Source organism: Cryobacterium lactosi (assembly GCF_004403945.1).
GTDB lineage: Bacteria > Actinomycetota > Actinomycetes > Actinomycetales > Microbacteriaceae > Cryobacterium > Cryobacterium lactosi.
On sequence record NZ_SOHM01000031.1, the window covers coordinates 473889 to 488064 of the forward strand.

The window sequence follows — 14176 nt, forward strand, 5'->3', positions numbered from 1 at the left end:
TTGCCGCGGCACCCGCCTATTTGAGGCGGGTGCCGTCGGCGATACTGAACTATCGGTATTTGACGACGCCCAGTAAGGAATGTACGACGTGAGCACGATCGACACCGATCTCCCCGCCACCACTTCGGGGACCGGCCTGCACATTTCAGGGCTGCACAAGACCTTCTCGGTCGGGCGCAAGGAGGTCGTCGCCCTCGACAACGCGAACCTGCACACCGACAAGGGCAGCTTCCTGTCGCTCCTCGGCCCGTCCGGCTGCGGCAAATCCACGATCCTGCGGATCCTGGCCGGCCTCGAGAACCCCACCAGCGGCACCACCAGGGTCGACGGGAAGAGCCCCGCCGAACTCCGCAGCGGCCACGAACTCGGCATCGCCTTCCAGGACTCCGCCCTGCTGCCCTGGCGGAGCGTGCGCAGCAACATCAAACTTCCGTTCGAGGTCGCCCGGATGCCCGTCGACGAGGACTACGTCACCGAACTGATCCAGCTCGTCGGACTCACCGGCTTCGAGAAGGCCAAACCGGCCCAGCTCTCCGGGGGGATGCGCCAGCGCGTGTCGATCGCCCGTTCCTTGGTTCTGAAGCCCTCGGTGCTGCTGCTCGACGAACCCTTCGGCGCCCTTGACGACATGACCCGCCAACGCCTCAACATCGAGCTGCTGCGCATCTGGACCGAGAAGCCCGCGACGACCCTGATGGTCACGCACGGTATCTCTGAGGCCATCTTCCTCAGCGACCAGGTCGCCGTGATGAGCCCCAGGCCCGGCCGCGTCAAGGAGGTCATCGAAATCGACCTGCCCCGCCCACGCCTGCCCGAAATGATGCGCACCCCTGAATTCCACGCCCTGCACGACCGGGCGTCAGAGTTGCTCTTCGGCGCCGACACCCCGGCCTCCGCCGGGGCGCACTGATGCCGGTCACCCGCGGTCTGCCCGGCTGGGCGACCGGTCTGCTCGGGATCGTCGTCGTGGTGGCCCTCTGGTGGATCAGCGCGCTCACGATCTTCCAGAACGCCGGCTCGGTGCCCGGCGGCGCCATCCCCACCCCGGCCGACGTGCTTCGCCAGTTCGCCGGCGACGGCATCGGCTTCTACTGGCCGCACATCACCATGACCCTCAGTGAAGCCGCCATCGGATTCCTCTGGGGCAACGGCCTGGCCTTGGTGCTGGCCGGCCTGGTGCTGGTGGTGCCGCGCATCGAGAAGATCGCGCTGCAGATCGCCGTGATCACTTACTGCGTGCCGATCGTGGCGATCGGCCCGATCGCCTACATCGTGATCGGTCCGCCGCGCGGAGACCCGTCCGGAACCGCAGTGTTCCTGGCCGCCCTCTCGGTGTTCTTCACCACGGTGGTCGGCTCACTGGTGGGCCTCAAGGCCGCCGACGCGGCCAGCCTCGACCTGGTCAGCGTGTACGGCGGGTCCAAGTTCACCCAGCTGCGCAAGGTGCGCCTCATCGCCGGGATGCCGAGCGTGTTGAACGCCCTGCAGATCGCGGCACCGGCGGCCCTGCTCGGCGCGATCCTCGGTGAGTACCTCGGTGGAGCCGAACGCGGCCTTGGCCTGGCCATGCTCGCGGCCGGCAACGCCGCGAACGTTGAACGCGTCTGGAGCCTCGCCCTCGTCGCGGGCCTGCTCGCGGGCCTTGGCTACCTTCTGTTCGCCCTGATCTCCCGCTTCGCCACCCCCTGGACCACCGGACGGAGCAGCTCATGAGTGCCCAGACCGTCGTCACCGGCCAGCCGGCCGTTCTGACCAAGAGCACAGGCGCGCAGGCCCGCGGCGTCGGTGCCTACATCGGTCGGGCGTTGGCCACGGGCCTGCTCACCCTCGTCATCGTCCTCGCGGCCTGGCAGGGCCTGATCCTGCTGCTCGGCATCTCGCCGTTCATCGCCAAGGGTCCGCTGGATGTCTTCAACTGGCTCTTCACGCTGCCGGCGGCCGCCGAAAACCGGGCCCTGATCCTGACCAATCTCGGGGTCACCCTCACCGACGCGTTCCTCGGGTTCGTCGCCGGCATACTGATCGCCCTCGTTCTGGCCACCCTGTTCACCCTGTCGAAGGGCATCGAGCACGCCCTGATGCCCATCGCACTGCTGCTCCGCAGCGTGCCGCTGGTGGCCTTCGTTCCGGTGCTGATCCTGATCACCGGTCGCGGACCCAGCATCGCCGTGGTCACAGGTGCCATCGTGGTGCTCTTCCCGGCACTGGTGAACATCGCGTTCGGGTTGCGATCAGGGTCACCGCAGGTGAGTGATGTCATCGCCGTCTATGGCGGCACCCCGTTCACCGCCCTTCGCAAGGTGGCTCTGCCCAGCTCGCTGCCGTCGTTCTTCGCCGCCATCAAGATCTCCATCCCCGGCGCCATCACCGGTGCCCTGCTGGCCGAGTGGCTTGCCACCGGCCAGGGTCTCGGCTACGGCATCGTCGTGGCGGTCTCGCAGGTCAAGAACTTCGAGGTCTGGTCGTCCGTCGTGGTCATCACCATCGTCTCGATGGTGCTCTACGGTGTAGCGCAGTTCGCCGAGAACCTGGTGCTGCGCCGGATGGGCATGGACCAGAGCGCGAGTAACTAGTCGTGCTCGAGATCGCCGGAGAGCTCCTGGACGCCCTCGCAACAGGGCGCCGGGTGGCCGTTGCGACGGTGACCAGGGTGCTCGGCAGCGCACCGCGCACACTCGGCACGGCCATGGCCGTCACCGACGCCGGCACCGTGATCGGCAGTATCTCGGGCGGCTGCGTGGAGGGTGCAATCTACGAGAGCGCCCAGGAGGTGCTCGACACCGGCCTGGGGCAACTCACCGAATTCGGGGTCAGCGACGACGACGCCTTCGCCGTCGGGCTTTCCTGCGGAGGCACCGTCGAGGTGTTCCTGGCCGAGTTCGCCCCGGCGGGGCAGCGCAACGCCCTGCCCGATGCGGTCCGGGCCCAGCTGGAGCGAGCCGCTGCCGGCCAGGCCGCCGGGCTGGCGCTGGTGGTCGCCGGGACGGGGGCCGGCCTGATGCTGGGGCCGGACGCCGCCGGCGCCGACGGCCTCGGCGGCCCAGGGGATTCGGCCGGCGGTGAACACTCCAACGGGCTGGACGCCGACGCCGTGCGGCGCATCCGGGCCGGACTACGTGCGGGCGTCGCCAGCGGCCAGAGCACCGTCGGCACCGTCGACTGCGACGGCGTGACCAGCCGGGTGCTCTACCTCGTTGCCCAGGCCCCGCCGCGCTGCCTGATCTTCGGCGCCGTGGACTTCGCGAGCGCCCTGTCGGCCGCGGCATCGCTGCTCGGCTATCGGGTCACCATCTGTGACGCGCGCGCCGTGTTCGCCACCCCCGAACGCTTCCCGACCGCGGCGGAGGTCGTGGTCGAATGGCCCACCGACTACCTCGCCCGCACCCACACCGATGCCCGCACCGTGATCTGCGTGCTCACCCACGACGAGAAGTTCGACCTGCCGCTGCTCAGCACGGCTCTGAGCCTCGACGTCGCGTACGCGGGTGCCATGGGCTCACGGCGCACCCACGAACGGCGGATGCAGCGGCTGCAGGAGGCGGGTGTCGCCGCCGCGGACCTGGCCAGGCTGCACTCGCCCATCGGCCTGGACCTCGGCGCCAGCAGCCCGGAAGAGACCGCCGTGTCGATCCTCGCCGAGGTGCTCGCGGCACGCACCGGAGCATCCGGCGTTCCGCTCCGCGACCGGCAGGGGCCGATCCACCCCTCGTCCTGACAACTCAGATTCCCTCCCCAGGCTGACCGGGGGTTTTGCTCCAGCCCTCACCCCATTCGGGGGACGAAACGGGCGCGCCCGCGCACTAGCGTGCTCGTCGAGTCCACTGAATGGAGGAAGCATTATGACCACCACACGCCAGGCACAGAGCACCACGACCGGTGCCGAAACCATGGACAACTACGGCGGCACCTCGGGCTGGACCGGCTGGATAGTCTTCGCCGGCGTCATGATGTTGATGATGGGCGCGTTCCACGTCATCCAGGGCCTGGTCGCCCTTTTCCAGGACACCTACTACCTCGTCGGACAGGAGGGGCTGGTGGTGCAGGTCGACTACACGACCTGGGGCTGGGTTCACACGATCCTGGGCGCCGTGGTGATCCTGGCCGGCGTAGCCCTGCTCGCCGGGCAGATGTGGGCACGCGTCATCGCGATCATCCTGGCCTTCGGCAGCGCCCTGGTGAACATCGCCTTCCTCGGCGCGTACCCGCTCTGGTCGCTGACCATGATCGCCATCGATGTTCTGGTGATCTACGCGGTGACCATGCACGGCAGCGAGATGAAGCCGATCACGGCGAGCCGGACCCGCGCGACCAGCGACGAGGAGTGACCGACCGGCTGGCCCCGCTACCAGAGGGGGCCAGTCGGCGCACTGTTCGCCACGTGCCGCTGGTCGTCAGGTGCCACTGTTCATCAGCCGCCACAGGCGGTCGCGGGACATCGGCAGTTCATACGACCGCACGCCGAGGGCATCCCGCACCGCGTTGGCCAGCGCCGGCGCCACCGGGTTGTACGGCGACTCGCTCATTGACTTGGCGCCGTACGGTCCCAGGTCGTCGGCGGTGTCCGCGAAGTACACCTCAGTGACCGGCAGGTCTGCCAACTGCGGAATGTGATAGTTCCGCAGCACGGAGGTCAGAACGGTTCCGGCGCCGTCGAGGATGAGTTCCTCGTAGAGCGCGGTGCCGATGGCCTGGGCCACCCCACCCTCGATCTGGCCGCGGCACTGTTCGGGGTTCATCACGAACCCCGCATCCGCGGTCTGGATCGACTGCAGCATCCGCACCTCACCGGTGGCGGTGTTCACCGCCACCCTGAACGCGTGCACGTTGAACGCCAGAGAGCGGCGGGCGCCGTCCTCGCGGCCGATGCCGGTCAGACCCTCGCCGGTGAGGCCGTCCGGACCGGCCAGGTCGGCCAACGGGACGAAGACCTCGCCGGCGCGGAGGCCGTCGGCGGCCAACACGAAGTCCCCGGCGGGCCGGCCGGTGAGCCGGGCCGCCTTCTCGCGCAGCAGGCCGGCCAGCTGCACCGCCGCGCCGTGCACGGCCTTGCCCGCCACCACCACGCCGGCCGACCCGAAGGCGCCGGTGTCATAGCCGGCGGTATCGGTGTCCGACTGCAGGATTCGGATCTGGCTCGGGCTGGTGTTCAGCGCCGTCGCCGCGATCTGCGTGTGCACAGTGGTGGTGCCGTTGCCGAACTCGGCGGTGCCCACCCGCACCAGGTACTCTCCGTCCCGGTCCACCGTGATGGTGGCCTGGGAGAAGTGGCCGCGTGGCGGTGTCGTCGCGATCATCGACGACGCCATGCCCTCGCCCACCCGCCAGTCGGCGCCGGCCGGTGCGGCCACCCCGTTGCCGCGGGCCAGGGCGGCCTGGGCGAGGTCGAGGCACTGGTCAAGGCCGTAGCTGGCGAAGCCGATGTCGTCGCCCTCCTGGTGGGTCACCACGAGGGGGTCGCCGGGGCGCACCGAGTTGATCCGGCGGAGGTCGAACGGGTTGATGCCCAACTCGGCGGCGAGTTCGTCGAGGGCGCACTCGATGCCGTAGATGACCTGGCCCAGGCCGTAGCCACGGAAGGCGCCCGACGGCGGGTTGTTCGTGTAGACGGCCTGGGCATCCACCCGCTTGTTGGGCACGTTGTACAGGGCCACGGACTCGCTGGTGCCGTGGAACATCACGCCGGGGGCGTGGTTGCCGTAGGAGCCGGTGTCGGAGAGCACGTCGATGGCCAGGGCCGTGAGCCGGCCGTCGCTGGTGGCGCCCAGGGTGACGCCGACCCGCATCGGGTGCCGGGCCGGGGAGGCGGCGAGCTCGTCGGTGCGGGTGAACTCGTACTGCACGGGCCGGCCAGTTTTCAGCACGGCGAGGGTGACGACGTCCTCGGTGAGGATCTCCTGCTTGCCGCCGAAGCCGCCGCCGACGCGGGCGGTGAAGACGCGGACCGCCGCGAGGTCGAGGTCGAAGATCCGGCTGATCTCCTTCTGCACCAGGAACGGTACCTGGGAGCTCGTGCGCAGCACGAGCCGCTCGTCCTCCAGAGCGCCGATGGTGGCGTGCGTCTCGAGCTGGGTGTGGGCGACCCGCTGGGTCTGCCAGGTGCCGGTGACCACGGTGTCGGCGGCGGCGAGGCCCGCCGCCACGTCGCCGTACTCGCCGTGCAGCTCGGCGACCAGGTTCCGGGAGGGGTCGGCCACGCGGCTGGCCTGGGCATCCTTGTCGCCGTGGACGAGCGGGGCGCCGGGCTTCAGAGCGTCGGCGGGGTCGAAGACCGCTGGCAGCACCTCGTACTCCACCGCGAGCAGCCGGCAGGCGTGCTCGGCGATGGCCACCGAGTCGGCGACCACGGCGGCGACCCGCTGGCCGCGGTGCCGCAGCACGGAGTCGAAGACCAGGCTGTCGTCCGGGTCGTCGAGCCGGCTCTCGTGCCGGGCCGAGGAGTACAGGGTGGCGGGGGAGTCACCGTGGCTGAGCACGGCGTGCACCCCGGGCAGGGCTCGGGCGGCGGTGTCGTCGATGGAGCTGATGCGGGCATGGGCGTGCGGGCTGCGGAGCACCGCGAGGTGCAGCAGGCCGGGCACCGAGACGTCGAGGGTGTACGGCTCCTGGCCGCTGACCACTCGCGCGGCGGCGGGGGCGCGGAGCGATCCGCCGACCCGGCCGTCGGTGGCGGTGGTGCGGGGCTGGTTAGGTCGCCGGGTGGGGCGCACGGGACCGAGACCGGAGACCGGCGCGGCCGCGGGGTGGGCCGCATCCGCTGGCTGCTCGTGGTTGTGTCCGCAGCCGTCGGCCGGCGTGTGCCGGTCGCGGATGGCGTCGTCGATGGCCCGGTAGCCCGTGCACCGGCACAGGTTGCCCTTGAGCAGGCGGGGCAGGTCGTCCAGCTGGTGCTCCTGGATGGTGGACGCCGTCACGACCATGCCGGGCGTGCAGAAGCCGCACTGGAAGCCGGCCGCGTCGATGAAGCGCTGCTGGATGGGGGCCAGGTTCTCCGGACCGCCGATGCCGGTGGCGGTGGTGACGTCGTGACCCTCGGCCCTGTAGGCAGGGTAGATGCACGAGTGTACGGGGGTTCCGTCGACGAGCACCGAGCAGGCCCCGCAGTCGCCGGTGTCGCAGCCCTTCTTCACCTCGAAGTGTTCCTGTGCGCGGAGGTACGTGCGGAGCGCTTGGCCGGCCTGGGCCGGTGCGTCGACCGGGTTGCCGTTCACGGTCAGTTTCATGCGCGGCTCTCATCATCGGCGCCGGGGGCGGCAGGGAGGGTCGGCGTGGCCAACTCCAGGCGGATCTCCTCGCCGAGCAGGCCGCTGACGGCACGGCGCCAGTCCGCGGCGCCGTGCGCATCCGTGAACCAGGCGTCGATGCGCGCGATGTCCGCGGCCAGCGCGGCCGGGTCGGGCAGGTCGGGGTAGCGCAGTTGGACCGGGCGCACGGTGCCGCCGGTCACGGTGAGCACGAAGGCGCCGTCGGTGTCCAGCCGGCCGATCAGCACCGCGCCGGAGCGGCCGAGCGGGGACAGGGCGATCTTGCGGTACGCGGTGCGGGCGGCCAGGGCGGCAGCCGGCACCCGGATGGAGCGCAGCACGTCGCCGGGTTCGAGAACGTTGGTGGTGTTGCCGGTGACGAATTCGACGGCCGGCATCAGCTCGTCGGTGCCGTCGGCGCGCCAGATCAGTACCTCGGCGTCGAGGGCGGCGGTGAGGCAGATCATCGGACCTGCGGGCAGCGAGGTGCACAGGTTGCCGCCGATTGTGGCCACGTTCCAGACCTTGAACGAACCGTACAGGGCCGTGCAGGCCTGGTGGAAGACCGGGTGGGCGACCCAGCCGGGCGCCGCGGGCATCCGCGCCAGCTCGGCGAGGGTGCAGGTGGCGGCGATCTCGAGGCCGTCGGGGGTGACGGTGAGCGCGGGCCAGCCCAGGGTCTGCAGGTCGACGAGGCCGGTGAGGTGGATGCGGGGGTCGGCGAAGAGTTCGGAGCCGCCGGCCAGCGGCACGACGGTCGCGCTGAGCGCGGCGAGGTCGGCGCGGGTGCGGGCCGGGGTGATGGTTGCCACGGTGGTCAGGTCCATCCGGTCTCCAAAAAGTCGTGGTTGCCGGCATCGTAGGTGCGCTGCAACCAGGGTGTCGCCGGGCCTGTGGGCACCGCCGAGGGGCGCCCATGCGGGCGCCGACATCCCTAGTCAAGCGCAGCATTGTGTCGGCCATGTAAACCGCCCCGGCGCCGCTCAGCCGATCCACAGTTTTGCGGGGTGATCGGGCTCCCATTGTTGCCCGTGCGGACGATTGCGTCCGGCGCGCCAGACGCAATCGTCCGCATGGGGAACAGTTGCGGCGGGCAGGTCAGCCGAGGGCGGCGACCCACTCCGTGCTGCCGTCGGTGAAGCCCTGTTCCTTCCAAATGGGCACCCGGGCCTTGATCTCGTCGACGAGGGCGGCGCAGGCCGCGAACGCCTCCGCGCGGTGCGCGGAGGCCACGGCGCAGGCCAGCGCCACGTCGCCGATGGCCAGGTCGCCCACCCGGTGGGCGGCCGCGATCCGGCAGCCGGGGTGCCTCAGGGCCACGTCGCGGGCGACCTCCTCCAGCACCGCCTGAGCGCTCGGATGGGCGCTGTAGCGCAGCCAGGTGACGCCGCGGTCCTCGTCGTGGTTGCGCACCACGCCGGCGAACGACACGACGGCGCCGGCCGTGGCGTCGCCCACGGCATCCGTGCACTCGTCGACGGTGATCGGGGTGTCGTCGACGCGGGCGAACAGCACCGGCGAACCTGGCGCTGTGTTGCCGGCTTGCGCTGCGCTGTCGGCGGGTGGGGTGGGATCAGTGGCCATGTCGGGGGTCCTTGGGTTCGGCGGAGCCCGTGTGCGCCTTGGGCGGGTGGCCGGTGCCGGTCGGTGCGGTGGTGTGGTCGGCGCCGCGCACCTGGTCGATGAGGTGGTCGAGGATCTCGCCGAGGACGGCCAGGCCGTCCTGCACACCGCCGGTGGAGCCGGGCAGGTTGATCACCACGGTGCGGCCGCCGGCGATTCCGGCGTAACCCCGGGAGAGCACGGCGAGCGGGGTGGCGGCCGTGCCGCGGCGGCGCAGCTCCTCCATGATGCCGGGCAGTTGTCTTTCCAGCAGCGGCAGGGTCTGCTCCGGCGTCTGGTCGGTGGGGCTCACTCCGGTGCCGCCGGTCGTGATGACCAGGTCGAGCCCGGCCTCGACGGCCGCGGCCAGGGCGTCGCCCACGGGTTCACCGTCGGCGACCACGGCGCGGTCCAGGACCAGCCAGCCGTGGGCGCGGAGCCAAGCGTCGATGACGGGGCCCGTGCGATCGGTGTAGACACCGGCGGCGGCCCGGGTCGACGCCACGATGACCTGACCGGTGCGCCCGGTGGTCGGCTTCGCGGCCGTCATTCGGTGCTCCAATCGCCGCTCTTGCCGCCGGACTTCGCCAGGACCCGGGTGTCGGTGATCACCGCGTGCTTGTCCACGGCCTTGATCATGTCGTACAGGGTGAGGGCGGCCACCGACACGGCGGTCAGCGCCTCCATTTCGACACCGGTCACGCCGGTGGTCTTCACCGTCGCGGTGAGGACGACCCGGTCTTCGCCCGGTGCGAAATCGATCGTGGCGCCGCTGAGCGGCAGGGGGTGGCACAGCGGAATCAAGGCGGAGGTCTGCTTGGCGCCCATGATGCCGGCCACCCGGGCCACGGCCAGGGCCTCGCCCTTGGGCAGTTCGCCGGCCACGAGCAGGGCGATCACGTCAGGCCGGGTGATCAACGTGGCCGTGGCCGTCGCGCGCCGTTTTGTGACGGGCTTGTCGGTCACGTCCACCATGAGGGCGGCGCCGTCGGCGCGCACATGGCTGAGCCGGGCGGGCGACGCCGGGGTGTTCTCGGACGGGATCTCAGTCATCGATACTCCAATAATCCACGGGTTCGCCCGCGGCGACGCTGCCGACCCCGACGGGCAGGTGCACGAGCGCCGTCGCGGTGGCATAGGCGTGCAGGAGGTGCGAGCTCGCACCGCCCACCAGGTCGAGTGCGCCGTCGGGGCGCAGGATGCCGCGGCGCAGTTGGTGTTTACCGGCCGGCGAGTCGACGGGCGCGGCGAGGGGCGCGCGCCGCAGGTCCCGGTCGGGCCGGGGCATCCCGGCGAGACGGCGTAGCACGGGGCGCAGGAAGACTTCGAACGAGACCAGCGCGCTGACCGGGTTGCCCGGGAAGGTGATGACCGGGACTGTGCCGCCCGGGACAGTGCTGTCCGGGACTCTGCTGTCCGGGACTCTGCTCCCGGCGCGCGGGCGACGGATCTCGCCGAGCCCCTGCGGTCCGCCGGGTTGCATGGCGACGTGCTGGAAGGTCACTCCGAGTGGGCCCAGGGCATCGCGCACCACCTCGCGGGCTCCGGCGCTGACCCCGCCGACGGTGACGATGAGATCCACCTCCGGCGCCTCGGCGAGAAGGGCGAGGAAGTCGTCGGCGTCGTCGGAACGGCAGGGTGCGACGGTCACCGTGCAGCCGGCATCCCGCAGGGCCTGGCCGAGGATGACGCTGTTCGAGTCGTAGATCTGACCCGCGGCGAGGCTCTCACCGGGCTCGCGGATCTCGTGGCCGGTGGCCATCAGCAGCACCCGGATGCGCCGCAGCACGGTGGCCGACGTCAGGCCGGCTCCCGCGAGCACACCATACTGGGCCGGGCCGAGCCGGGTTCCCGCGTCGAGGAGCCTGTCGCCTTGATGCACATCGCTGCCGGTGATCCGCACGAACGAGCCGACCGGAACGGGGGCGTGGAATGAGACGCTCGCAGCCGAGCCGTCGGATTCCGGCGGCTGGAAGCGCGGCGGATCGGCCTGCTCGATCGGCACGACGGCATCCGCGCCGGCCGGGATCGGTGCGCCCGTCATGATCGGGGCGGCGGTACCGGGCCGCAGGCGCCCGCCCGCGTCGCCGGCGGCGATTCGGCCGGCCACCGCGAGAGTCGTCGGCGAGAGCGCCGCGGCGGCCGCGAGGTCCTCGGTGCGCACGGCGTAGCCGTCCATCTGCGAGTTGTCGAAGGGAGGCAGCGCCACGGGGGAGTCGACGGCCTGCGCTAGGATCCGGCCCCGATAGCTGTCGACGTCGGTTGTCAGGCTCGAGAGGGGGAGCTTCTCGGTGGCGCGGTCACGGAACAACGGCGCGAGAAGGCTCAGAACGGCGTCCCGGTGCTGGTCGATCGTGCGCGCGTTCATGCCACCATCTTGCCGCAGTTCGCTCTGGCGAAACCGTGCGCGGGCGGCCGGGGCAGAACACCGGGCCCGGTCGGGTGCTTGAAGGGGGCCACGGCGGGGCGTATCGTGCCTCGGATACACGGTGCCAGGGTCCGGCGCTTGCTTCGTGCCGGCTGCGTGCCGGCTGTGGCGCCGGACGGCGGAAGGGCGAATCATGGGACACCTCGTGGTGCAGCAGTTCGTGACTCTCGACGGGTTCGCGGCCAACCTCGACAACGAGTTCACGGCCTACGAACTGCTCGACGGCCGCACCGACGAGTTCGACCGCAGCCAGCTGGAGTGGCTCGACGGCGTCGACGCGATGGTGCTCGGCGCCAACACCTATCGACTGTTCGTGGGCTACTGGCCCACTCCGGAAGCGGCGGACGAAGTGCTCACCGGTCCGCTCAATGCCCTGCGGCGGCATGTCTTCTCCCGCACCCTCAGCCAAGCGCCGTGGGGCGACCTGCCCGCGGCGACGCTGGAGTCCGGCGATGCCGTCGAGGCCATCCGCCGGATCAAGGCCGAGAACCAGGGAGTCGTGGTGCTGTGGGGCAGCCTCAGCCTCAGCCGCGCGTTCTTCGCCGCCGGGGAGGTGGACGAGGTGCGCCTGGTGGTGATGCCCGTCGTGATCGGTGCCGGCCGCGGAGTGTTTCCCGCCGACACCGACCCGGCCGTGCTCGACCTGCGCGGGGCGCAGACCTTCGACGACGGCCTGGTCGAGTTGCACTACGCCCTGCGCGCCGCCCCGGAGTGGTGACCGTCGTAGGCTGGACCGACCGGGTCGGCACGTCGACCCGGCCGCCGACGAAAGGGTTCACGACCATGCAGGTGCAGGTGCGCTACTACGCCGCAGCCAAGGCGGCGACAGGGGTGGCGGAAGAGACCCGCGAACTGCCCGACGGGGCCACCATCGGCGTGTTCCTCGACGAGCTCGGCAGCACGTCGCCTCAGGTCTTCGCCCGCTGCTCCTTCATCCTGAACGGCACGGCCACCGCAGACAGGGGTCGTCTGCTCGACGAGGGTGACCGGCTCGACGTGCTGCCGCCGTTCGCCGGCGGTTGAACAGGCCCTTCCGCTACGGGGTCACGACGGCGAAGGCCGGATCCGGGCTGTCCAGCAGCGCGAACAGCCTCGGCAGCACACCGGTGTCGCCGGTCATGTCGACCCCGCTGAACGAGCCGCCGGCCACGGCCTGGGCCAGCCGGGCGTGGGTGATCCGCACATTCAGGTCCGCCTGTCGCGGCTTCGCGATCGGGAAATGCACCAGCGCTCCGTGGCTGAGCTCTAGCCTGTATAATTCCCGCGTGTCGGTGATCACCCAGTTGATCGCGAAGCTCTCGTTCCAGGACCTGGGCCCCACCAGCCGGATCGCCAGGGTGTCGAAGAGCTGGGTGACGGTGAGCGCGCTGAGCAAGCCGCCGGCGCTGATGTCGTTGCGGCCCACACCGTAGCGCAGCTCGGTCGCCCCGGTGAGGAACACATTGCGCCAGGTGGCGTTCTCGGCGCCGAACCCGAGCCGCTCAAGGCCGGTGGCCAACAGGTCCCGCGCCGCGTCGTCGCCGGGGTCGGCGAAGACCGCGTGGCTGGCCAGCTCCACGGCAAACCGCAGGTCACCGGCATCCAGGTACCGCCTGGCGTGTTGGAGCGTCGCCGCGACCCCGCCCATGACGTCGACGTAGCGGGTGGCCGCCGCGGTCGGCGGATGCTGCCACAGGTGTGCGGGATTGCCGTCGTACCAGCCGAGATACCGCTGGTAGATCGCCTTGACGTTATGACTGACCGAACCGTAGAACCCGTGCGTGTGCCAGCGGTCGGCCAGCGACGGCGGCATCTCGAAGTCCTCGGCGATCTCGCTGCCGGTCTGGCCCTGGTTCATCAGGCGCACGGTCTGGTCGTGCAGATAGGCATAGGTGTCGCGCTGCTCGGTGAGGAAGGTGACGATGGCCGCGGTGCCCCAGGTCGGCCAGTGGTGCGAGGCGAATTCAACGTCGGAGCGATACCCGAACATCTCGATCGCTTCGCCCAGGTAGCGCGACCACATGCGCGCATCCCGCACCTGGGCGCCACGCAGGGTGAGCAGGTTGTGCATGGTGTGGGTGGCGTTCTCGGCCATGCACAGCGCCCGCTGCTTTGGGAAGTACAGGTTCATCTCCGACGGGCACTCTGTGCCGGGGGTGAGCTGGAACACGATCCGCACGCCGTCGAGCACCTCCTCCTGGCCCGTCGCCGTGATGTCGAGGGTGGGCACGATCAGGCCGATGCTGCCGGTCGAGGCGCCCGCACCCAGGCCGATACCGACCCGGCCGGCAGAGTTCCGGGCCAGCGGATGGCCGTCGTAGTAGTAGCCGCGGCGGAACATCGCCGTTCCGGCGTAGACGTTCTCCGACACGGCGTTGTCGAGGAAGTGCTCCGGCGCGACGACCGGGATGCCGGCGTCGGGCTCGACCACGCCGAGCACACCGCCGAAGTGGTCGACGTGAGCGTGGGTGTAGACGATCGCGGTCACCGGGCGGTCACCACGGTGGCTGCGATACAGCTCGAGTGCGGCCGCCGCGGTCTCCGCCGAGATGAGCGGGTCGATCACGATGACCCCGCGGGTGCCCTCGACGATCGTCATGTTCGAGAGGTCGAAACCGCGCACCTGATAGATGCCCTCGGTCACCTGGTAGAGGCCGTGTTTGGCGGTCAAGGCGCTCTGGCGCCAGAGCCCGTCGTCGACATTCTCCGATCCCGCACCGGCCAGGAAGTCGAGCGATTCCATCTCCCAGACCACGCGGCCGTCCGTGGCCTTGATGACCAGGGGGTCGAGGGTGCCGAGGAAGCCCCGGTCGGCCGCCTCCTCGTCCGTCGCCGCTCTGTCGCTCACACGTTTGCCATCGCCCATGATGACCGCCTCTCTGTCGCCAGTGGACGTGGATCCTCGCGCCCCGTTGGGCACACCATA

The 14176-nt window shown here is 70.6% G+C and carries 14 protein-coding genes; 7 read left to right on the plus strand and 7 right to left on the minus strand.

Going from position 1 to position 14176, the window contains the following annotated elements:
* Window positions 1-88 precede the first annotated feature (88 nt).
* The 5 genes from E3T61_RS15800 (at window position 89) to E3T61_RS15820 (ending at window position 4325) form a co-directional block, all read left to right on the plus strand.
* Window positions 89-910 (plus strand): ABC transporter ATP-binding protein, encoded by an 822-nt coding sequence (locus E3T61_RS15800; protein ID WP_420898491.1) that lies wholly within the window; start codon window positions 89-91, stop codon window positions 908-910.
* The gene (locus E3T61_RS15805) at window positions 910-1713 is read left to right on the plus strand and encodes an ABC transporter permease (protein WP_134641763.1); all 804 of its coding nucleotides are present in this window, start codon (window positions 910-912) and stop codon (window positions 1711-1713) included. The genes E3T61_RS15800 and E3T61_RS15805 overlap by 1 nt, the downstream gene beginning before the upstream one ends.
* On the plus strand, window positions 1710-2573 hold the full coding sequence (locus E3T61_RS15810; protein WP_134641764.1) for an ABC transporter permease: 864 nt from the start codon (window positions 1710-1712) through the stop codon (window positions 2571-2573). Before E3T61_RS15805 ends, E3T61_RS15810 begins: the two co-directional genes overlap by 4 nt.
* A 2-nt stretch (window positions 2574-2575) precedes the next feature.
* Window positions 2576-3715, plus strand: coding sequence for an XdhC family protein (locus E3T61_RS15815; RefSeq protein WP_134641765.1), 1140 nt, complete (start codon window positions 2576-2578; stop codon window positions 3713-3715).
* A gap of 124 nt (window positions 3716-3839) precedes the next feature.
* Window positions 3840-4325, plus strand: coding sequence for a DUF7144 family membrane protein (locus E3T61_RS15820; RefSeq protein WP_134641766.1), 486 nt, complete (start codon window positions 3840-3842; stop codon window positions 4323-4325).
* A 66-nt stretch (window positions 4326-4391) separates the two neighbouring features.
* On the opposite strand, the gene E3T61_RS15825 is transcribed toward E3T61_RS15820, so the two are convergent.
* The 6 genes from E3T61_RS15825 to E3T61_RS15850 form a co-directional block, all read right to left on the minus strand.
* Complete coding sequence (locus E3T61_RS15825) at window positions 4392-7220, minus strand: molybdopterin-dependent oxidoreductase (RefSeq protein WP_134641767.1); 2829 nt, start codon at window positions 7218-7220, stop codon at window positions 4392-4394.
* Entirely contained in the window at window positions 7217-8068 is an 852-nt protein-coding gene (locus E3T61_RS15830; RefSeq protein ID WP_134641768.1) for an FAD binding domain-containing protein, read from the minus strand. Before E3T61_RS15830 ends, E3T61_RS15825 begins: the two co-directional genes overlap by 4 nt.
* A 271-nt stretch (window positions 8069-8339) precedes the next feature.
* On the minus strand, window positions 8340-8825 hold the full coding sequence (locus tag E3T61_RS15835) for a molybdenum cofactor biosynthesis protein MoaE (protein WP_174777034.1): 486 nt from the start codon (window positions 8823-8825) through the stop codon (window positions 8340-8342).
* Window positions 8815-9393 carry a MogA/MoaB family molybdenum cofactor biosynthesis protein gene (locus tag E3T61_RS15840; protein WP_134641769.1) on the minus strand — a complete coding sequence of 193 codons (579 nt, stop codon included), beginning with the start codon at window positions 9391-9393 and terminating at the stop codon, window positions 8815-8817. Before E3T61_RS15840 ends, E3T61_RS15835 begins: the two co-directional genes overlap by 11 nt.
* Window positions 9390-9896 carry a cyclic pyranopterin monophosphate synthase MoaC gene (gene moaC, locus E3T61_RS15845; protein WP_134641770.1) on the minus strand — a complete coding sequence of 169 codons (507 nt, stop codon included), beginning with the start codon at window positions 9894-9896 and terminating at the stop codon, window positions 9390-9392. Before moaC ends, E3T61_RS15840 begins: the two co-directional genes overlap by 4 nt.
* Window positions 9889-11211 carry a molybdopterin molybdotransferase MoeA gene (locus E3T61_RS15850; RefSeq protein ID WP_134641771.1) on the minus strand — a complete coding sequence of 441 codons (1323 nt, stop codon included), beginning with the start codon at window positions 11209-11211 and terminating at the stop codon, window positions 9889-9891. The genes moaC and E3T61_RS15850 overlap by 8 nt, the downstream gene beginning before the upstream one ends.
* A 193-nt stretch (window positions 11212-11404) precedes the next feature.
* Here E3T61_RS15850 and E3T61_RS15855 point away from each other — a divergent pair, with 193 nt between their 5' ends.
* Window positions 11405-11989 carry a dihydrofolate reductase family protein gene (locus tag E3T61_RS15855; RefSeq protein WP_134641772.1) on the plus strand — a complete coding sequence of 195 codons (585 nt, stop codon included), beginning with the start codon at window positions 11405-11407 and terminating at the stop codon, window positions 11987-11989.
* Window positions 11986-12294: a MoaD/ThiS family protein gene (locus E3T61_RS15860; RefSeq protein ID WP_241992614.1), complete on the plus strand. Its 309-nt coding sequence runs from the start codon at window positions 11986-11988 to the stop codon at window positions 12292-12294. Before E3T61_RS15855 ends, E3T61_RS15860 begins: the two co-directional genes overlap by 4 nt.
* Before the next feature lie 13 nt (window positions 12295-12307).
* Here E3T61_RS15860 and E3T61_RS15865 read toward each other — a convergent pair whose 3' ends face one another.
* Window positions 12308-14116, minus strand: coding sequence for an alkyl/aryl-sulfatase (locus tag E3T61_RS15865; protein ID WP_134641773.1), 1809 nt, complete (start codon window positions 14114-14116; stop codon window positions 12308-12310).
* Window positions 14117-14176 lie beyond the last annotated feature (60 nt).